Here is a 21,138-nt window from a genome sequence, read left to right on the forward strand (position 1 = left end):
AAGGAGGGTGATCAACACCCGAGTGAAAGGGGACATGGAGGCGAACTCATCAGGAGTTCGGCGGAATTTGCCCGATCCTCCTGCGGAATGTCCTCTCCGGGCTTAGGCACATCCCCCGAGGGAACATGAGCCAAACCTCCCCGCCCGCTCCATGACTCCTTTCCTCACAACCTAAACCTCGTCCGCGTATTCTCCGCGTATCTTCCGCGTATCTTTCGCTTGAACTTTTTGCATTTACCTCTTATAATAACTAGAAGGGAAAGGAGGCGCTCTCTTGGCACAACAAAAGGTAAGGCCCCGAAAGAAGGAGGCGGCCCCGAAAAAAAAGAATAAAAAGATCATTAAATACAGGAAGCCGCTTCATATCAATGTCGGAATGATCATCTTTGCATTGATTTTTGTTTATATGGTGTTCAGCGTCTATACCTACATACGGAGGGACAAGATCCAGTTCTATGAAGTACAGGAAGGAAGCATCGTGAATAATACCGATTATACCGGTATTATTTTGAGAGAAGAAGAGGTGAAGACTGCCGACAGATCCGGATACATTAACTATTATGTCCGGGAAGGAAAAAGGGCGTCGGTGGGAACTCGGATCTATTCCATTGATGAAACGGGAAATATCGCGTCATTCCTGGAAGAAAATATGGAGGAAGGCGTTACGCTGACGGCGGAGAATCTGGCTGATTTAAAAAAACAGCTGACGGTATTCAGTCTTACGTATGATGATAACCGGTTTAATTCGGTATACGATACGAAGTATTCGCTGGAAGCTGACGTGATGGAATACATGAATTTTAATGCGCTTGATCATGCGGGTAACCTCCTGGATGAGGCGGGAATTAATTTCCAGCAGGTGCGGGCCGATGAGGCGGGCGTTGTCTCCTACGGCGTGGATACTTATGAGAGTCTTAATATTTCTGGTATTTCGGAGGCGGTATTTGACCGCAGTAAGTATACGAAGACGATTACAAAGGCGGGGAATCTGATTGAAAAAGGGATTCCTGTCTATAAGATGATTACGTCGGATTTGTGGTCGGTGGTATTTCCGATGAGTGATGACGATGTGAAGGCGTATGGCGATAAGACGAGCCTGACAGTTACCTTTTCCGGTCATGACTTAAAAGCCGCAGGTAATTTTTCGATGATTACCGGAACGGACGGGAAACCGTACGGCAGACTGGATTTTGACAAATATATGGTTCAGTTTGCTTCGGACCGCTATGTGGATTTTGAGATTATCTCTGATAAGGTGGACGGGCTGAAGATTCCGGCCAGCGCTGTGACGACGAAGGATTTCTATCTTGTTCCCATGGAGTATTTGACCCAGGGCGGAGACAGCTCCGAAAGCGGATTTAACAAGGAGGTCTATTCGGAGTCCGGAAGCTCTGTGGTATTTGTTCCGGCGACGATCTATTATTCCGAAGAGGACAACTACTATATTGAGATGGGCGGAGAGAATGGCTTTAATGCCGGCGATTATATTGTGAAGCCGGATTCTACGGACCGCTATCAGATTGGGGCGAGCGCGTCCTTACAGGGTGTATACAATATCAATAAGGGATATGCCGTGTTCAAGCAGATCGATGTGCTGGCGTCCAATGATGAATACTATACGATAAAGAAGAATATGACGTACGGTCTGGCTGTATACGATCACATTGTTCTGGATGCGTCGACAGTCAGTGAAGGGGAATTAATCTATCAGTAAAGAGGTGCTGCAATATGGTAAAAGAAAATCTGGAAGAGGTAAACAGACGGATTTCGGAGGCCTGCAGACGGGCAGGAAGAAACCGTGAGGATGTGACGCTAATCGCTGTCAGCAAGACGAAACCGGTCTCCATGCTGGAAGAGGCGTATGAGACGGGCATCCGGGATTTTGGTGAAAATAAGGTTCAGGAGCTGTGTGAGAAGCATGAGGTGCTTCAATCGGATATCCGCTGGCACATGATTGGCCATTTACAGCGAAACAAGGTGCGCCAGGTGATTGATAAGACCGTCCTGATCCACAGCGTGGATTCTGTCAGACTCGCAGCCCAGATCGAAGAGGAGGCTGCAAGAAAGGGGATTTCCACAGACATTCTACTGGAGGTAAACGTGGCGGAGGAGGAGAGCAAATACGGCTTCCGCCTGGCAGAAACGGAGCAGGCGATGAGGGAAATTGCAGCATTTCCCCATGTGCATATCCGGGGATTGATGACAATTGCGCCTTTTGTAGACAATTCCGAAGAAAATCGGCCAATTTTTAAAAAATTATATCAATTTTATGTTGACATGCGTGGAAAAAACATTGATAATGTTACTATGAGTATGCTCTCAATGGGTATGACCGGAGACTATGAAGTAGCGATAGAGGAAGGAGCAACTCTGGTAAGAGTCGGTACCGGCATTTTTGGTACAAGATATAAGATTGGAGAGAATGAAGGATGAGCATAATTAGCAAATTGCTGGAGAGTGTGCATTTAAACGGTGACGATGAAGAGGATGACTACTACTTAGATGACGATTACGAAGATGAAGACGACAGACCTGCCAGAAAAGGACTCTTTGCCAAAAAAGATGACGATGACTATTACGATGATGAGGAAGAGTACGATCAGAAACCGCGCTTTCTGTCACGTTCTCCCAAGGTAGTACCGATGAAACAGCGCTCCATGATGGAAGTATCCATGGTGAAGCCGACGTCCATCGAGGATGCCAAAGAGATTTGTGACTATATGCTGGCCGGGAAAGCAGTAGTGCTGAACATGGAAGGAATCCATACGGAAGTGGCACAGAGAATTATTGATTTTACATCGGGTGCGACATACTCTATGAACGGCAATCTGCAGAAGATCTCGAATTACATATTTATAGCAACTCCGGAATCCGTAGAGCTTTCCGGTGATTTTCAGGACTTGCTGAATAATGGTACGCTGGATATGGGCGGAATGAATCTTCGTCTGTAGCCATGGCGATAAAAGACAATCAGAATTTATGTATAGTACAAGCAGACAATCTTCCAATCACCGGCCTGCCGGCGCCGCGGTATTTTTCGTGACGGGGACCGCCAGGAAGGAAGATTGTTTGCTTTCTATTTTACTTTGGAGGAGCCGCATGATGGAGAAAAGAATTCCGGTACACATGGATGGAAAAAAAGTTTACGATATTGTAATGGAACAATCCTTCGGACAGCTGGAGGAAGAACTGCGCGTGATGAATCTGGGGGACCGGAAGATCTGTGTCGTCACGGATTCCAACGTGGCCCCACTCTATTTGGAGGAAGTGGAGCGAATCGTGTCAGCCTGCTGCAGGAAGACGGAACACTTCATTTTTCCGGCAGGGGAGGAGAATAAGAATTTAAATACGGTGAAGGATCTCTATGAGACCCTGATTTTAAAGAAGTTTGACCGCCATGATTATCTGCTGGCCTTAGGCGGCGGTGTAGTGGGAGATTTGTGCGGCTTTGCGGCTGCCACGTATTTGAGGGGGATTTCATTTATTCAGGTTCCCACCACCCTTCTTTCCCAGGTGGATTCCAGCATTGGAGGGAAGACCGGGGTTGATTTTGATGCCTATAAGAATATGGTGGGCGCCTTCCATATGCCGAAGCTGGTCTATACGAATATTTCTACACTGAAAACCCTTACCGACGTTCAGTTCTCTTCCGGTATGGGGGAGATTATCAAGCATGGCCTGATTAAAGATGCGGCATACTATGATTGGCTGGGAGAACACTGGCAGGAGATCAATGAGAGGAATTTGTCTGTCTGTGAGGAGATGGTGCTGATCAGCAACCGGATTAAGCGCGATGTCGTGGAGGCGGATCCGACGGAACAGGGAGAACGTGCACTGTTAAATTACGGTCATACGCTGGGCCATGCGATTGAAAAGCTGGCTGGTTTTAAACTGATGCACGGCCACTGTGTGGGGCTGGGCTGTATCGCGGCGATGGGCATCTCTGCAGCCAGGGGCACAATGCCGGAAGAGGCGCTTACGAATTTGAAAGAGAGAATGGAGCGTTTTCACATGCCTCTTACAGTCAGCGGACTTTCAGCTGAGGATATTATTGAAACGACGAAGAGCGATAAAAAAATGGATTCCGGAACGATCCGTTTTGTTCTGCTGGAAGAGGTGGGTAAGGCTTATCTCGACAGGACCGTTACGGATGATGAAATGAATGCGGGACTCTCACGCATTTTGGCATAAGGAGACTTACATGAAACAGAAAGCAAAACTTGTTACAGGACTTATCATAGGATTTCTGGCGGCAATCGGGCTGGATCAGTGGACGAAGCTGCTGGCGGTGAATCATTTAAGGAACCAGCCGCCTTACGTGATCTGGGATGGGGTATTTGAATTTTTGTATTCGGAGAACCGCGGCGCGGCCTTTGGAATGCTCCAGGGAAAACAGTGGTTTTTCCTGATTATCGCGGTGATTGTGGTGGCTGCGGCTGTGTACGCGGTTTTCCGCATGCCGGCTTCGAAAAAGTATCTGCCGCTGCATTTGATCGCCATGTTTCTCTCTGCCGGAGCGATAGGAAACATGATCGACCGGTTTACGAGGGGGTATGTGGTGGACTTTTTGTATTTCAAACTGATTGATTTTCCCATCTTCAATGTGGCGGACTGCTATGTGACGGTGTCCATGTTTTTCTTTATCCTGCTGTTCCTGTTTCTGTATAAAGAAGAGGATTTGAATTGCCTGTCAGGCCGGAAGGAAAGGGAAGCGGATTGAAACAGCAGTTTGTGGTAGAAGAGGAAGATAAAGCCATCCGTATCGATAAATACTTGTCAGAACGGTGTCCTGAGCTCTCCAGGTCTTATCTTCAGAAGCTTCTGAAGGCAGAGGCTGTATTTGTAGGCGGAAAGCCGGTTAAGAGCAATTATAAGACGGCGGCCGGAGACTTGATCGAATTGGAGGTTCCGGAGGCTGTAGAGCCCGAAATCGTTCCGGAGGAGATGGATCTGGATATCCTGTATGAAGACTCCGATATTATTCTGATCAATAAACCGAAGGGGATGGTGGTGCATCCTGCGGCGGGACATTACAGCGGAACTCTGGTAAACGGCCTGATGGCCCACTGCCGGGCTGATTTATCCGGCATCAACGGCGTGATGAGACCGGGAATCGTCCACCGCATCGATATGGATACGACAGGCGTTCTCATCGTCTGCAAAAACGATATGGCGCATAACTCCATTGCTGAGCAGTTGAAAGTGCACTCCATAACGAGAAAGTATTATGCCGTGGTTCACGGCGTGATGAAGGAGGATGAGGGGACTGTAAGCGGGCCCATCGGCCGCCACCCGGTGGACAGAAAGAAGATGTGCATTAATGAAAAAAACGGCCGGGATGCCGTGACCCATTACCGTGTGCTCGAGCGCTTCCGCCAGTTTACGTATGTGGAATGCCGATTGGAGACGGGGCGTACCCATCAGATCCGCGTTCATATGGCAAGCATCGGGCATCCGCTTCTGGGAGACGCGGTATACGGTCCGGCGAAGTGTCCTTATAAACTTACCGGGCAGACACTGCATGCGGGAGTGCTGGGGATCGTACATCCGAGAACCGGTGAATATATGGAGTTTACGGCTCCGCTGCCGGAGTATTTTGAAGAATTATTAAGGAAATTACGTACCACCTAGAAGAGTTTCTGGGTGGTATTTTTAAAGAAACTGTTAAAAATATATAAATATATAGATTTTTCTGAAACTTTGATGTATAATAAGCATATAAGATAACTGGAAGGAGCGGTCTATATGAGCGGAAATTTAGTAATTACAATAGGAAGACAATGCGGTAGTTCCGGTAAGATCATCGGACAGAAGTTAGCCGAGGAGATGGGTGTTAAGTGCTATGATAAGGAATTACTTGCACTGGCAGCCAAGAACAGCGGTTTATGCGAGGAATTATTTGAGACTCATGACGAGAAGCCGACTAACAGCTTTCTGTATTCCCTGGTTATGGATACATATTCCATGGGATATACGACGTCCGGCTATATGGATATGCCGATTAATCATAAGATATTTCTTGCACAGTTTGATACCATCAAACAGCTGGCAGATCAGGAATCCTGTGTAATCGTCGGACGATGCGCCGATTATGCACTGGCAGACTATCCGAAGGTCGTGTCTGTGTTTATCACGGCCAGCGACGAGGACCGCATCGCTTCCCTGAAGAAGCTTTATAATGTGGAAGAAGCAAAAGCAAAAGATATTATGGTAAAGACGGATAAAAAACGTGCGAGCTACTATAATTACTATTCCAGCAAGAAGTGGGGCGATACGAGAAGTTACGACCTCTGTATTAACCGGAGCGCGGTGGGTGTGGACGGCGCGGTGAAGATGATTCGTGCGTTTGCGGAAACCAAGCTGGAATGGCTGAAAGAGAATTCATAAAGACAAACAAATGTGTGACCCGGCAACGGGTGCATCAGGGATACAGAGAACGGCCGCAGGAGGAATTGGCGATCCTGCGGCCGTTCTCTGTTTTTATTCCACGGTAACGGATTTGGCCAGATTTCTTGGCTGATCCACATCGAGGTTCTTGCCGGTGGAGGCGTAGTAGGCGATCAGCTGAAGGACAACCGCGATGGGGAAGACGGTAAAACGATCGCCGATCTTCGGAATGCGGATATGAATATCGGCGATCCCTCCGTCTAAGACGGCATCCTCCCTGGTGATGAGAATCACGAAGGCGCCGCGTGCCTTCACCTCCCGGATGTTGGAGATGGTCTTCGCAAAGACTTTTTCCTGTGTGGCAATGGCGATAACGGGCACCTCCTCCGTGATCAGGGCGATGGTGCCATGCTTCAGTTCTCCGGCTGCATAGGCTTCCGCGTGAATATAGGAGATTTCCTTCAGCTTCAGAGCACCCTCCAGGGAGAAGGCGTAATCCAGCCCCCGGCCGATAAAAAATGCATCGGATTTGTTGATCAGATGTGTGACCAGGGCTTTGATGGAATCTTTCTGAGCAATCATGGCTTCCATGGCCGGAATGGCATCTAACAGCTTTTTCATGAAATCGGCGGCCTGGGAGACGCTGTATTTGCCGCGTACGAGGGCCATACGGCAGCCGATCATATAAAGGGCGGCCAGCTGCACGGAATAGGCTTTTGTGCTGGCTACAGCGATTTCAGGGCCGGCATGGGTATAGAGGGTGTAATCGCTCTCACGGGCGATCGTGGACCCTTTTACATTGACGATGGATAATGCGGCAGCGCCGTAATTTTTCGCCAGTCGCATGGCGGCCAGCGTATCGATGGTCTCTCCGGACTGGGAGATGATGATGACCAGTGTATCTTCGCCGATCAGCGGCTCCTCATAACGGAATTCCGATGCCACCGATACGGTAACGGGGATTCTCAGAAGCGGTTCCATCATGCTTCTGGCCACCATCCCGGCATGCATGGCGGTACCGCAGGCGACGATGTGAATCTGGGAACAGGATGTAAAGACATCGTCGGGGATCTGATCATCGGTAAAATCGGGCAGTCCCTTGTTCAGACGGGGGAGTATGGTGTTCCTCAGCGCCTCCGGCTGTTCGTGGATCTCCTTCAGCATGAAATGGGGAAAGCCGTTTTTCATGGCGGCATCCATGTTCCAGTTGACTTCCATCAATTCGGGCATCTCCTCGTGGCGGTGGAGATTGTAGAGATGGACTTTATAGGAGGTCAGACGCACGATGTGATCTTCCGGGACGACAAAGTACTGCCGCGTATAGGGAATGAGCGCCGTTAAGTCGGAGGCTACGAAGGAGCCTGAACGCGTGTAAGCCGCTACGAGAGGACTTACGTTCCGGATGGCATAAATCTCTCCAGGATAGTCTTCGAACATGATACAGAAGCTGTAAGAGCCTCTAATTAAGGCGACAAGACGGGTGATGGCCTCCAGCGGGTCTCCCTGGTAGAGACTGTCGAGCACCCAGGCAGCCACTTCGCTGTCCGTCTCGGAGTGAAGCCTGCCCTGTAAGTGAAACTGTTCGGTCAGCTGATGGTAGTTTTCAATGATTCCGTTGTGTACCAGAGTTACCTTTCCTGCCTGATGGGGATGGGTGTTCTGAGTCGTCACTCCTCCGTGGGTCGCCCACCTCGTATGGCCCAGGCCGCAGTGGGAGACATCTGTAATCCGTTCCATTGTCTCCCTTAAGTTTGCCACCTTGCCGGTCCGGCGAACCAGGCAGATGTGGGAGTTCTCCATGCAGAGTGCGACTCCGGCACTGTCGTACCCGCGGTATTCCAGCTGGGAAAGTCCGTTTAAAAGTATTTTCTTAGAGTCAAGGGGTCCTGTATAACCAATAATTCCACACATAATTGTTAATCTCCTCTCATTTTTCCTGAAAAATGCCGCACAAAAAAGAGACTGTCTGTTTCTCGTCTTTGAGAACGGCAGCTTTTTCAGCTTTGGTTTTTCATTTTGTCGGTTAGTCTGTAATTTTTATCTGTTATGCTGTTCTGTCGTATCAGTCCGGTTCCTGTCCGTTTGTTTTGCGGTTACCCGCATATTTCGTTCAGGATACACGCCCGGATGGCATGGAAGAGCATCCGCCGAATTCTTCGATAAACTCTTCTCCTCGTTAACCTTCAGTACCGGTTTTCACCGTTCACGCTCGTACTTACAGGTGCATGGCGCTTAGCTTTGCTATTGAAATTTATGCCTCCTCATAAATTTAGTCTATTATATCCCGAACTGTATGGTGCGTCAATAGACGGTTTACAACGTTTTTACTTAAACTTTCTTTTTCATTTTACATTACTCTTATAAAATTAGAGCATACCGGAAAGAAAAGGAAGGGAATGTGATGGCGAGTTTATCGTTGGTAAATGTGTGCAAAACCTATAAGAATGGTTTTGAGGCGGTGAAGAATGTGAGCCTGGATATCAGGGATCGGGAATTTCTGATACTGGTGGGACCGTCGGGGTGCGGGAAGTCGACCACACTCCGGATGATCGCCGGGCTGGAGGACATTTCCTCCGGCCAGCTCTGGATTGACGGTCAGCTGGTCAACATGCTGGAACCAAAAAACAGAGATTTGTCCATGGTGTTTCAGAACTACGCGCTGTACCCTCATATGACGGTGTATCAGAATATGGCGTTTGGGCTGAAAGTGCGGAAGACTCCTAAGGAGGAGATTGACAGACGGGTGAGGCAGGCGGCGAAGATCCTGGACATCGCCCACCTTCTGGACCGAAAGCCCCACGCGCTGTCTGGTGGCCAGAAACAGAGAGTGGCGATCGGCAGTGTGATTGTAAGACAGCCCAAAGCGTATCTGATGGATGAACCCCTGTCCAACTTAGATGCAAAGCTGCGGTCGCAGATGAGAGTGGAGCTCTCCAAACTGCACCGGGAACTGGGGGCTACCGTGATCTATGTGACCCACGATCAGGTGGAGGCCATGACGCTGGGGACGAGGATTGTCGTTATGAAGAGCGGGAAAATTCAGCAGGCCGCCACCCCTGGGGATTTATATCAAAATCCCGTGAATAAATTCGTGGCTGGTTTTATCGGTTCTCCGGCAATGAATTTTCTGCCGGTATGGGTGGAACGGCGTGACGAGAGAGTCTGCCTGGAATTTGGCAGCAGCAGGCTGTACGTCAACCGTATGTGCGCCTCCCGGCTGATCGAAGGCGGATACATGGGAAGAAGGGTGTATCTGGGGATCAGACCGGAAGACTTTCATGAGACGGGCCCTGGAGAAAATGCGCTTTTATTTGAAGTGGAAATCAGGGAAATGCTGGGGGCCGAACAGCTTCTCTATGGAAACAGCGGGCGAAATGAGCTCTGCGTCCGTATGAAACCGGAATTCAAAGCGGAACCGGGAAGTACGGTGACGGTCTTTGTCGATATGGACCGCATCAAGCTGTTTGACATGGAGACAGAAGACAATATTTTATATCTGTAAGGAGTGAATGTTCAAATGAAAGTGAATGCAATGGTAAAGAAGGCCGGCCCATACGCCTATCTCGTCCCGGCCCTGGCGGTTTTCGCGGTTTTCCTGTTCTATCCCTTTTTTAAGACCATCTATTTAAGCCTCTATAAAACGAACAAAATGGGGCAGGCCAGGCTCTTTGTGGGAGCCGGAAACTATAAGGACTTATTAACGTCCTCCTCATTTTTAAACAGCCTCGTCGTGACGGGCGTGTTCGTGGCGATTGTGGTCTCTGTAAGCATGCTGCTGGGACTTTTAACGGCTCTGCTGTGCAATAAGACGTTTCCGGGAATCCGGATCTTCAGCACAGCCTATGCGCTTCCAATGGCGATTGCCTCCAGCTCGGCAGCCATGATCTTCAAAATTATGCTTCACCCGTCGATTGGCATTGTAAACAAGCTGACGGGACTTAATATCAACTGGATCAGTGATCCGAACTATGCGCTTCTCTGTGTGGCTCTCGTGACTGCATGGCTGAACAGCGGGATCAATTTCCTGTATTTCAGCGCTGGACTCAGCAATATCGATGAATCAATCTATGAAAGGGCGTCCGTGGACGGCGCCGGGGCGTGGGCCAAATTCTTTCACCTGACACTGCCGGGACTCAGCCCCATTCTGTTTTATACGCTGGTGGTCAATATCATTCAGGCATTTCAGTCCTTTGGCCAGGTTAAGGTGCTGACACAGGGAGGACCGGGAGAATCCACCAACTTAATCGTATATTCGATCTACCGGGATGCGTTCTTTAACTACCGGTTCGGAGGCGCGGCAGCGCAGTCGGTTCTTTTGTTCGGCATCATCATGATTCTCACACTGTGCATGTTCCGGCTGGAGAAGAAGGGGGTAAACTACTGATGGATTCTATCATAACTGCAGAGAGAAACAAAATGAGCGAGGCGGAGATCGCCAGACTCTACCAGGAGGCCAATCGGAAGGCTCTGATCAAAAGAAGAGTGGAACGGACCGGGCTTGTAACTGTAAACATCGCAGCGGCTTTTGTAATCCTGCTGCCCCTTTTCTACGCTGTGAGCATCGCTTTTATGCCCTCCAGTGAGCTTTTTACCACGGAACTCAATCTGTTTCCGTCAAGTCCTACCCTGGATAATTTTAAGGAGGCCATGAGAAAAATTCCGCTGGGACGGTTTATTCTCAACTCATTTATTGTGGCGGGCGCCATCACCTTTGGGCAGATCATATCCTGCTCACTGGCGGCATTTTCCTTCTCCTTTTTAGACTTTAAAGGCAAAAATATCCTGTTCATGATCGTTATGGCGACAATGATGATACCGGGCGAGGCCACTATCATATCCAATTACTTAACCGTCAGCCGCCTTAAATGGCTGGACAGCTATCAGGTGCTGATTATCCCCTACCTGACATCGGCCATGGGGATCTTCCTGTTTCGGCAGTTTTATATGACGTTTCCCATTTCGCTGTATGAATCGGCGAAGATTGACGGATGTTCGAACCTGAAATTCATTTTCCGGATTCTGATTCCGCTTACGAAGGCGGCAATCGGAGCTATGGCAGTCTATACCTTTATCAATGCCTGGAACATGTATATGTGGCCGCTTCTCGTTACCGGCTCTGATTCCATGCGGACCGTGCAGATCGGAATCGGAATGCTGGACAGCGTGGATTCCCAGTCCATATCCATGATGATTGCCGGTGTGGTGATGATCATTATACCGTCCATCTCGGTATTTTTGATCGGACAGAAACAATTGATCCATGGAATGTTTTCGGGAGCCGTCAAAGGTTAGCGATAAAGAAATCCCGATGCAGATAAATAAGAAAAAATTTCTGGAGGAATAAGCATGAAAAGAACTACAATTGCTGCCTGCATGGCCCTTATGGTGGCAGCAGGAAGCGTGACGGGCTGCAGCAGCCAGACTGGAACAAACGAGAGCAGTACGACGGCGCAGGATTCGGCTGCGGGAACAGAGGCGTTACAGAGCGATGCGGCAGGAAATAAGACTGACGGTGTGACCATCACCTTCTGGCATTCCATGGGAGGTGTGAACGGCGAGGCAATCAATATGCTGGTGGAGCAGTTCAATAAAGAGAACACGGCTGGGATTACCGTGGAAGCGCAGTACCAGGGAAGCTACGACGATGCGATCAACAAGTTAAAGAGCGCTCAGATCGGCAATATGGGAGCCGACCTTGTCCAGATCTATGACATTGGCACCCGGTTTATGATCGATTCCGGCTGGGTGGTGCCCATGCAGGATTTAATCGACGGGGAGGGCTGGGACTTAAGCCAGGTGGAACCGAATATTGCGGCTTATTACACGGTGGATGACATTCTCTACTCCATGCCGTTTAACTCCTCCACGCCGATTCTGTATTATAACAGGGATATGTTTGAGAAGGCAGGAATCACGGAGGTTCCGGACAGCCTGCTCACAAAGGGAGGCGCCGGAGAAGTGATTTCCCTGGGGATTTACGGATGGTTTTTTGAACAGTTTACCTCCAAACAGGGAGCAGACTATGCGGATAACGGCAATGGCAGAAGTGCGGCTGCGACAGCCGTGGCTTTCGATAAAAATGGCGCAGGGGTTAAGACACTTACCGCCTGGAAGGCTCTGGCAGACCAGGGATACGCTCCCAATGTGGGACGTGGAGGAGATGCCGGGCTGGCTGATTTCAGCGCAGGAAAGGCTGCCATGACGCTGGGGTCCACAGCATCCTTAAAACAGATTTTAAATGATGTAAACGGTAAATTTGAAGTTGGAACCGCCTATTTTCCTAAGGTAAGCGATGAGGACCAGGGCGGTGTGTCGATCGGAGGCGGTTCTCTGTGGGCTTTAAACAACGAAGACCCGGAGAGACAGAACGCTGTCTGGCAGTTCGTAAAATTCCTTGTTTCTCCGGCCAGCCAGGCTTACTGGAATTCCCAGACCGGTTACTTCCCGGTGACGTTAGCCGCACACGAGGAGCCTGTTTTTAAAGAAAATATCGAAAAATATCCCCAGTTCCAGACTGCCATCGACCAGCTTCATGATTCCACGCCCCAATCAGCAGGAGCGCTTCTCAGTATTTTCCCAGAGGCGAGACAGATCGTGGAAACAGAAATAGAAAATATGATGAACAACGGTACTTCACCGGAAGATACGGTGATAAAAATGGCTGAAAGCATCAATAAATCCATAGAGGATTATAATCTCTTGAACGAGTAAAGAAAAGGAGTACGGGATGATGAAAACGAAGGTTTGGGCACACAGAGGGGCGTCGGCCTGTGCGCCGGAAAATACGCTGGAGGCATTTGAACTGGCGGTCAGTCAGGGTGCGGATGGCGTGGAGCTGGATATTCAGATGACAAAGGACGGCTCTCTGGCCGTGATACATGACGAGACCGTGGACCGGGTCTGTGACGGCAGCGGCTGTGTGGCGGATTTAACGATGAAGGAGTTAAAGAGGTTTCGCTGCAGCAGACTCCACCCGGAGTTCGGGGAGGCGAGGATACCGGAACTGGGAGAGGTGCTTTCGCTGCTCAAACCTACGAAACTGACCGTTAATATCGAACTGAAGACAGGCATCGTCCGTTACAAGGGAATCGAAGAGGCCGCCATAAAGCTGGTGAAGGAGATGGGAATGGAGGAACGGGTGATCTATTCGTCCTTCCACCACCCCAGTCTCCTAAAGGTGAAACGGCTGGATCCGGATTCCAAAACGGGACTTTTATATTCAGATGGCTGGATCCATGCAGCTTCCTACGGGAAAAAGCTGGAGGTGGACGCGCTTCATCCGGCACTCTATCATCTTCGCTCCGGAAAGCTTATCAAAGAAGCGAAAGAGAAAAAGCTGCCGCTCCACGTATGGACGGTGAACGAGGAGGGGACCATGAGGATCCTGGCAGAACAGAAGATTGCCGCCCTGATCACCAACTATCCGGATGTGGCCATGAGGGTAGTACGTGAAACGAGCAAATCCTGAATCTTAATAAACAATTAAATCTTTTTCTCTGTTTTTTGACGGAACAATATGGTATATTCTTACTTTAGAAATGATTACAGGAAGATGAAAACCGATGAAACGAAGCAAAACCGTCAAAAACCAGACGATATCCGCCATTTTCATGGCTCTTTTGGGAACCGCGGTCCACGTGGGGTCCCAGTCTTATCTTTCATTCTACGATGTACCAGAACATAAACCGGCGCGGACTGTGGTCTCCATACCACCTGCCGTGCCGGAGAAGATAATGCCGGAAGAAACGGTACCGGCGACAGAGGCGGAAGAAGTATTTTCGCCTTCTCTTGCTGTGCTGAACCTGGCTTACCTCTATCCGGAGGGGGAGGAAGACACAGATGCACAGAACAGCGTGGCGGGACAGATTCTCCGGGTATTATCCGTAAAGGATTCGGAATGGCTGGCCTCTGTCTATGATTTATCCAATCGAAAGCCTGTGGAAGCCGCTGCAAAGCTGGGACTTCCTGCGGAGAGCGTAAGGGGACGCTATAATCCGCTGGATGAAATGCAGAAAGTGGATGATCCCGACAGCTGGGAACTTTCTGAGTGGTCGCATATCGACATGGTCTTTACTGATGAAAACGGAAACAGAATCATGGCCGATTCCAATATTAAGGAAATTATGGCTATGGCAAATACCTATTATTATTACACGGATCCTGAGGACTCGGATGCGTTTCTGGATTATGCGACCAGTCTCTGGGACAGGTCACACTCCATCCATTATTCCATCGGAGAGGTCTACTACTGTGACGGCTGTCTGGAGGAAACGCCCGGTGAATCAGAGTCTGTTGGTGACTTAGAGTCTGTTGGTGAATCAGGGGCTGCCGGTGAATCCGAATCTTTCCGTGATCTAAAGTCTGCCGTTTTGGAGGAAACACAGGAGGAAGCTGCTGAAAGCAGTTTTGCGGGCTCACTGGAGGGGACACAGAACGAAACAGATACGGAGCTGAGTGCCGCTGCTGCAAACGGACAGGAATCCGCGGAGACGGCGGAAATCGGTCCCGGGATAGGGACTTCTGCGGCTGAAACGGCTGCGGAACAGGAGACAACCGCTGAGATTGGTCCGGGAATCGCACTGATGGAATCTTCCAGGGCCTCCGAGGCGGAAGTAGAAGTGGAAGTGGAAATCCTGGCGGAAGAGGCGTCTCCTGAGGTGAAGTGCCCGGGGCATGTGGACCTTCATATTACAGCCGCCGTTGCGGGCGTCTCATCATCGGGGAATTCCCTGTTCTCCATTGCAGAGCAGCTGACAACCGGAAAGCGGGAATCCGTTTTTCCCGGCTGGACGGATGAGAACAAAAATGCTGTTCTGGAACTGGCTGCTCAGGACTGGAAGGTGGTCTATGGACTGACGGTTTCGTCTGCTTATATCACGAATCCCCTTTCCCAGTCCGAGATGGAGTATTACGTAAGCCTTCTTCCCGCCGATATTTCACCGGAACGAAGGCGCCTGATCCGCTATGCCCTGTCCTCTGTGGGAACCGTTCCGTACTACTGGGGCGGAAAGCCGTCGGCACCGGATTACGACGGAAACCACTTCGGTTCGCTGGTAAATGCGGATGAAAAGGGCCGTACGATGAAGGGACTGGACTGTTCCGGCTGGATCAGCTGGATCTACTGGTCGGCGCTGGGAAAGCGGCTGCCGGCAGAGAGCACCGACGGACTCGCCGGATGCGGCGCTGCCGTGGCGAGAGAAGAGTTAAAGCCGGGAGATATAATTGTCAGATTGGGTGAGGAAGGACATGTTGTCATGTTCCTGGCCTGGGAATCGGATCATAAAATGAAGGTGGTACACGAGTCCAGCGGCAGTGTAAATAATGTGACAATCAGTACCATGCAGGCCGACTGGCCTTATTATAGAAAGCTGATTGACTGAGAAATGTAAGAGAAAAGCAAGAAACAGGCAGGCTGTTTCTGGTAGAATAAGTAAGGTTTGCCAAAGTAAAACACAGGAAAGGACTGAATAACCTGTTATGGATTATGAGGATGAATTAGACCGCATGCGCGCACAGAAGAGACGCGGCAGCGGGGCAAAGAGAAAGGTGGATAACCGCGGCGGGCGGGCGTATTACGAGACCGGGGATGGAAGAAACCCGAGGGTGGAATATACGGGACGGCCGGATGTACACCAGAAGCTGCGGCAGGAACGGATGCGTAAAAAGAAAAAGAAGAAACGGCTGCTGATGATGGAACTGGCCGTTCTGGCGATACTGGCAGTAAGTGCATTTTTCATTTTTGGCAAGGGAACGAATCAAAAGGGATACTGGACGATTGCAGTGTTCGGCGTGGATTCCCGTGATGGCAATCTGGAAAAGGGCGCGCTGTCCGATGTAGAGATGATCTGTAATATTGACAAGGCCACAGGGGAGATCAAGCTGGTATCCGTATACCGTGATACATATTTAAAGATCAACAGCGAGGGAACGTATCATAAGATCAATGAGGCTTATTTTAAGGGCGGCCATAAGCAGGCGGTAGAGGCTCTGAACGAAAACCTGGATTTAAAGATTGACGATTACGCTACCTTTAACTGGAAGGCTGTAGCGGAGGCTATCAATATTCTGGGTGGTGTGGATATCGAGATTACTGATGCGGAATTTTCTTACATAAACGGTTTTATCACTGAGACGGTTAATTCCACCGGGATCGGTTCCTATCAGCTGAAGAGCGCGGGTATGAATCATCTGGATGGAGTGCAGGCGGTCGCGTATGCCAGACTTCGACTGATGGATACCGATTTTAACAGGACGGAGCGCCAGCGAAAGGTAGTAACGCTCGCGTTGGAAAAGGCAAAACAGGCCGATTTCGGTACATTGAAGACGCTGGTATCTGCAGTATTCCCTCAGATTTCAACGAGTATTGGCATCGATGATTTGTTTACGATTGCTAAGGGGATCACAAAGTATCATATCGGCGAGACCGCCGGTTTCCCATTTTCCAGGACAACCATGAGAATCGGGAAGATGGACTGTGTTATTGCTACGACACTGGAAAGCAATGTCATTCAGCTTCATCAGTTCCTGTATCAGGATGAAAATTATACTCCGTCGTCTGCGGTAAAGTCCATCAGCGCGAGAATCTCGGAGGAGAGCGGGATCAGCGAACCGGGGAAGAATGCTCCCACAGGCGGCGGCTCTACGAAAAAGAATCCAGGGGCAGCTTCCGCGCCCAAAGAGACGGCTCCTCCTGAGACGGAAAGCATAGCAGAGGAGAGCGTGGAAGAAACCATGGAAACCACGGAGGAGACAGAAGCAGAGACGACGGAAGAGGAGACTGCCGCGTCTGAGACCTATGAGGACGGAAGTCTCATAGGCCCGGGCGCCGGTCTTGATGGTGCGGCGAAAGAACCGGAGGAGACAAAGGGAACGAAAGCGCCGGAGGAAGAAACTAAGGCAGAGACAAAGGCCTCTGAGCCGGCTGCGCCTGAACCGACGAAGGCTCCGGAGACTCAAACTCCCCCGGCGCCTGGTGATAAAGGTCCGGCCGGAGGTTCTTCCGGAGGTCCGGGAGAAGTGGGACCTAGTGTTTAACCGGTCAGTAAAATGAGATTATGGCTTCGAGTTTACATAAATATATTATGTAAACTCGAAGCCGTTTTTCTATGCGGTGCATTAGAATTCGAAATGAAAACTTTAAGAAAACTTTAGTCTTTCTCTTCCCTTATCTTTAGAATCCGGGTGTACGATTAAGAAAAAGAAGAGAGTGAAAATGGATTGGAGGGTGTCATGAAGAAAATTATCTGTATTCTGGGGACAATGCTCGCGGCATTGCTGCTGATGGCCTGCAATGGAATGTCGTTCAGCGGCAGCAGGCTGGGGAATGGCAGCCAGCTTATTATGAAGTACAGCATATTTAATACCACGGATTCCCAGTACTTCGAGATGGATCAGGGGGACGTGATCGATGCCGATATTGTGAGTGATTCCGGAAAGCTGTCGGTAACCATTCAGAGTGAAGATGGGGAAACGGTATATGAAAACGAGGACGTACCGACAGGTACATTCCAGATCGAGATCAGGAAGAAGGGGATTTATAAGATTAAAGTAACGGGAAGGAAGGCGAAAGGCAGTTTAAGCTTTATAAAGAGTACGGAGCAGGATTCCCTGGAAGCGAATCTGGCAGCGCTGAGCAATTCTTATTATGAGGGGCAGTCTTCACGGGCTTTTCAAATGCTGCAAAAATCCATTTTCAAAAAAATGCTGGCAAACGGCTGGCTGGATGAGATGAGCGGCTTGAAAAACGCCAGATGGAATTACGATACCTTTACGAATTACACGGTTTTAGACCGTGACCCTGCGCTTCATGAGGAGCAGGGGGAGTTGTACTGCTGCACATTTTCCGCCGATCACGACAGATATGGTTACATCGTAATGTCGTATAACGGCGACGGCCTGTCAAAAATCCGCGCAGTTGAAACTCCATATCTCTATGATTTCCTGTCTGAACGGGATCAGATTGAGAAGGAGCTGGAAACCTCCGGAGTGGATTTATCAACGGCCTCTGCACGAAGAGCAGAAGTATTGGGAGAGGACGGCAGCGATCCGGCAGAAGGAATTTCCTTTACCGACAGCAAAGGAAACCAATATTTCTACCGTTTTTCAAAGGACGGGTCAGCGGGAAATAAAAAATGAAAGCCGTGCAGCAGGCTGTGCTTAGACAAAACTATATGCCATTCCGGAATTTGGGGATTGTCCATGAATGGCATGTAAAAGAAGAGCTGGATGTAGTATAACGGAAAAGCAGAACTATGGATTGAAAAATTGATGGTTCTGCTTTTTACAATGTACTTGACAAATGAACGGGACTGCGTTAAGATTAGTGCAATAGATGATGGTAACAAGATGATAATAACTAACTGATAATAACTAAAAGAAAATAAGAGAAACGGTGAAAGGGGACGCCATGAGAAACGGGATCTACGATCTGGAAACTTTAAGAAAGGCCTATAACAGAGGCGATCATTTAAAATATCTGTTTTTCTGGGGACATACGCCGCCTGCGGACGGGCATATCAACGAGTCGTGCTTCAGTCAGTGGTGGATGGACCGGTTTACGGTTGATGGTACGGAATATACGTGTGCGGAACAGTTTATGATGGCGGAAAAGGCCAGGATGTTTGGTGACGGGGAGATGCTCTCCATGATTCTTAAGGCCAGGCATCCGAAAGAGATGAAAGCGTACGGGCGTGCTGTCAAAAATTTCGATCAGGATAAGTGGGATGGCGCATGCTATGAGATTGTTAAGCGGGGGAATCTGGCGAAGTTTTCCCAGAATCCGGAGTTGTGGGATTATTTGAAGTCCACGAAAAGGCGAATCCTGGTGGAAGCGAGTCCGAGAGACCGGATCTGGGGCATCGGTATGGGAAAAAGTAATCCTGATGCGGAATGTCCTGTGAAGTGGCGGGGAACGAATTTCCTGGGCTTTTCCCTGACGGAGGTCCGCGACCTTCTCCTGGAAAAGGAAGAGGGGGAAACGGATGAAGAAGAATGAACTGCGTGACCGGAACGGGCTGACAGAGGCTGAGTTTCTGAGCCGTTACGAACCGGGTGATTACGTGCGGCCGTCTGTTGCGGCTGACATGGTTATCTTTACCGTCATGGAGACGGAGGAGGAGAATTACAGGAAGCTTCCGGAAAAAGAACTGGAAGTACTGCTGATTCAGAGAGGCGTCCACCCCTATCTGGGCTGCTGGGCACTTCCCGGCGGCTTTGTACGGCCTGATGAGACGACGGAGGCGGCAGCCAAACGGGAACTGAAGGAGGAGACAGGAGTGGATCACGTCTATCTGGAGCAGCTCTATACCTTCAGCGAGCCGGAGAGAGACCCGCGTACATGGGTTATGAGCTGTTCCTACATGGCGCTCATCGACTCTTCCAAGGTCCGGGTGAAGGCCGGGGACGATGCGGATCAGGCGGTCTGGTTTCGTACTTCCTTCCGCTTAATGGATGAACACATCGAGTACAGAAAGAACATGACCTATGACGGTATGAAGACGATACGCACAAAACGGTATGAACTGGAATTAAGCCACGAGGACGTGGTGCTGTGTTCCTTAATAGAAAAAAAGATTGTAAAAACAGAACACGAAACAGTTACGGAATACAGAATTTTGGAAAATGACGGGCTGGCCTTCGACCATGCGAAGATCATTGCCTACGCATTGGAACGGCTGAAGGGAAAGGTGGAGTATACGGATCTCGCCCTCCATATGATGCCAAAGGAGTTTACACTGACCCAGCTGCAGCAGGTGTATGAGGTCATCCTGGGGAAAACGCTGTTAAAAGCGGCGTTCAGGCGTAAGATTGCCCATCTGGTGGAGGAAACCGATTCCTTCACGGAGAATGAGGGCCACCGTCCCTCCAAACTGTTCCGCAGAAAATTGGAGGAAGAATAATGGACAGAAAAGCGACGGCGCGGGAAACGCTCCGGATTCTGGAACAGGGATATTATCTGTATGGAGACCAGAGGATTTCCATCGAAGAAGCACATAGAAAATCAGTAAAGGGAAGCGTACTGATCACCCCGGAGGAGGGGACCCGGCTGCTGAAGGCGTATGAAGACGGCAATCGCACAGGAGACGCGCAGAGCTGTTGCACCGTGGGAGATATCTCCACCGTGGAGGCAGCCTGGAAGTTGTTCCTGGAGGGAAAGAAGGACATCGCCATCCTGAATTTTGCCAGCGCCAAGAATCCCGGCGGCGGTTTCCTGAATGGAGCCATGGCCCAGGAGGAAAGCCTGGCTGCCTCCAGCGGGCTTTACAAGACGCTGACCGTCCACGAGGAGTATTACAGAAACAACCGGGCATGCCCCTCCATGATGTATACGGACCACGCCATCTATTCTCCGGAGGTAGTGTTCTTCCGGGACGGAGGTTTCCGGCTCCTGGAGAAGCCGTTTCTTTCGTCGGTCCTGACTCTGCCGGCCGTCAATATGGGCCAGGTCCTGTTAAAGGGCGAAGACTGCGGTACGGCGGAACATGTGATGCGACGCCGGATGCAGCTGGCGCTCGCCATTTTTGCAGAGAGAGGAGCGAAGAATCTGGTCCTGGGAGCGTACGGATGCGGAGTATTCAGAAACGATCCGGTAAAAATCGCCGCATGGTGGGAGGAACTGCTGAACGGAGAGTTCAGAGGCATTTTCGGACAGATCGTATTTGCAGTTTTGGACAGAAGTAAAAATAAAGCGTGCCTCAACGCATTTTTGGAAAAATGGTAAAATAAAGGGTGGATATGGGAGAAATACTGGCC

The 21,138-nt window shown here is 49.8% G+C and carries 19 protein-coding genes; 18 read left to right on the forward strand and 1 reads right to left on the reverse strand.

Annotated elements, in window-relative coordinates:
- Positions 1-274 precede the first annotated feature (274 nt).
- From NE473_RS00945 to NE473_RS00975, 7 genes are all read left to right on the forward strand, one after another.
- Positions 275-1,714, forward strand: coding sequence for a biotin/lipoyl attachment domain-containing protein (locus NE473_RS00945; RefSeq protein ID WP_055648875.1), 1,440 nt, complete (start codon positions 275-277; stop codon positions 1,712-1,714).
- 14 nt (positions 1,715-1,728) lie between these two features.
- Positions 1,729-2,433: a YggS family pyridoxal phosphate-dependent enzyme gene (locus tag NE473_RS00950; protein WP_055648876.1), complete on the forward strand. Its 705-nt coding sequence runs from the start codon at positions 1,729-1,731 to the stop codon at positions 2,431-2,433.
- Positions 2,430-2,951, forward strand: a complete 522-nt coding sequence (locus NE473_RS00955) for a cell division protein SepF (protein ID WP_022032542.1) — start codon at positions 2,430-2,432, stop codon at positions 2,949-2,951. Before NE473_RS00950 ends, NE473_RS00955 begins: the two co-directional genes overlap by 4 nt.
- 151 nt (positions 2,952-3,102) lie before the next feature.
- Entirely contained in the window at positions 3,103-4,191 is a 1,089-nt protein-coding gene (aroB, locus tag NE473_RS00960) for a 3-dehydroquinate synthase (RefSeq protein WP_055649016.1), read from the forward strand.
- 10 nt (positions 4,192-4,201) lie between these two features.
- Positions 4,202-4,720 (forward strand): signal peptidase II, encoded by a 519-nt coding sequence (lspA, locus tag NE473_RS00965; protein WP_006777007.1) that lies wholly within the window; start codon positions 4,202-4,204, stop codon positions 4,718-4,720.
- Positions 4,717-5,631 carry an RluA family pseudouridine synthase gene (locus tag NE473_RS00970; RefSeq protein WP_055649017.1) on the forward strand — a complete coding sequence of 305 codons (915 nt, stop codon included), beginning with the start codon at positions 4,717-4,719 and terminating at the stop codon, positions 5,629-5,631. Before lspA ends, NE473_RS00970 begins: the two co-directional genes overlap by 4 nt.
- A 114-nt stretch (positions 5,632-5,745) precedes the next feature.
- A complete protein-coding gene (locus NE473_RS00975; protein WP_055648877.1) occupies positions 5,746-6,387 on the forward strand; it encodes a cytidylate kinase-like family protein in 642 nt (213 codons plus the stop codon).
- 93 nt (positions 6,388-6,480) lie between these two features.
- Here the strand turns inward: NE473_RS00975 and glmS are convergent, their stop codons facing one another.
- The gene (gene glmS, locus NE473_RS00980; protein WP_055648878.1) at positions 6,481-8,298 is read right to left on the reverse strand and encodes a glutamine--fructose-6-phosphate transaminase (isomerizing); all 1,818 of its coding nucleotides are present in this window, start codon (positions 8,296-8,298) and stop codon (positions 6,481-6,483) included.
- A 490-nt stretch (positions 8,299-8,788) separates the two neighbouring features.
- Between glmS and NE473_RS00985 the strand changes: the two genes are divergently transcribed.
- The 11 genes from NE473_RS00985 (at position 8,789) to NE473_RS01035 (ending at position 21,106) form a co-directional block, all read left to right on the forward strand.
- The gene (locus tag NE473_RS00985; protein ID WP_006777003.1) at positions 8,789-9,889 is read left to right on the forward strand and encodes an ABC transporter ATP-binding protein; all 1,101 of its coding nucleotides are present in this window, start codon (positions 8,789-8,791) and stop codon (positions 9,887-9,889) included.
- 15 nt (positions 9,890-9,904) lie between these two features.
- Complete coding sequence (locus NE473_RS00990; protein ID WP_022032536.1) at positions 9,905-10,771, forward strand: carbohydrate ABC transporter permease; 867 nt, start codon at positions 9,905-9,907, stop codon at positions 10,769-10,771.
- 32 nt (positions 10,772-10,803) lie between these two features.
- Positions 10,804-11,679 carry a carbohydrate ABC transporter permease gene (locus NE473_RS00995; RefSeq protein ID WP_118041451.1) on the forward strand — a complete coding sequence of 292 codons (876 nt, stop codon included), beginning with the start codon at positions 10,804-10,806 and terminating at the stop codon, positions 11,677-11,679.
- Positions 11,680-11,733: 54 nt separating this feature from the next.
- Positions 11,734-13,098 carry an ABC transporter substrate-binding protein gene (locus tag NE473_RS01000; RefSeq protein ID WP_256265133.1) on the forward strand — a complete coding sequence of 455 codons (1,365 nt, stop codon included), beginning with the start codon at positions 11,734-11,736 and terminating at the stop codon, positions 13,096-13,098.
- Between the two features lie 19 nt (positions 13,099-13,117).
- Positions 13,118-13,855 carry a glycerophosphodiester phosphodiesterase gene (locus tag NE473_RS01005; RefSeq protein WP_055648882.1) on the forward strand — a complete coding sequence of 246 codons (738 nt, stop codon included), beginning with the start codon at positions 13,118-13,120 and terminating at the stop codon, positions 13,853-13,855.
- Between the two features lie 94 nt (positions 13,856-13,949).
- Positions 13,950-15,767, forward strand: a complete 1,818-nt coding sequence (locus tag NE473_RS01010; protein WP_055648883.1) for a C40 family peptidase — start codon at positions 13,950-13,952, stop codon at positions 15,765-15,767.
- 97 nt (positions 15,768-15,864) lie between these two features.
- Positions 15,865-17,421, forward strand: coding sequence for an LCP family glycopolymer transferase (locus tag NE473_RS01015; RefSeq protein ID WP_055648884.1), 1,557 nt, complete (start codon positions 15,865-15,867; stop codon positions 17,419-17,421).
- Positions 17,422-17,616: 195 nt separating this feature from the next.
- Positions 17,617-18,522 carry a hypothetical protein gene (locus NE473_RS01020; protein ID WP_055648885.1) on the forward strand — a complete coding sequence of 302 codons (906 nt, stop codon included), beginning with the start codon at positions 17,617-17,619 and terminating at the stop codon, positions 18,520-18,522.
- 271 nt (positions 18,523-18,793) lie between these two features.
- Complete coding sequence (gene ybiA / locus NE473_RS01025) at positions 18,794-19,381, forward strand: riboflavin biosynthesis intermediates N-glycosidase (RefSeq protein ID WP_055648886.1); 588 nt, start codon at positions 18,794-18,796, stop codon at positions 19,379-19,381.
- Complete coding sequence (locus tag NE473_RS01030) at positions 19,368-20,285, forward strand: NUDIX hydrolase (protein WP_055648887.1); 918 nt, start codon at positions 19,368-19,370, stop codon at positions 20,283-20,285. The genes ybiA and NE473_RS01030 overlap by 14 nt, the downstream gene beginning before the upstream one ends.
- Entirely contained in the window at positions 20,285-21,106 is an 822-nt protein-coding gene (locus tag NE473_RS01035) for a TIGR02452 family protein (RefSeq protein ID WP_055648888.1), read from the forward strand. The genes NE473_RS01030 and NE473_RS01035 overlap by 1 nt, the downstream gene beginning before the upstream one ends.
- Positions 21,107-21,138 lie beyond the last annotated feature (32 nt).

Source organism: Hungatella sp. SL.1.14 (assembly GCF_024460495.1).
Lineage (GTDB): Bacteria > Bacillota > Clostridia > Lachnospirales > Lachnospiraceae > Hungatella > Hungatella hathewayi.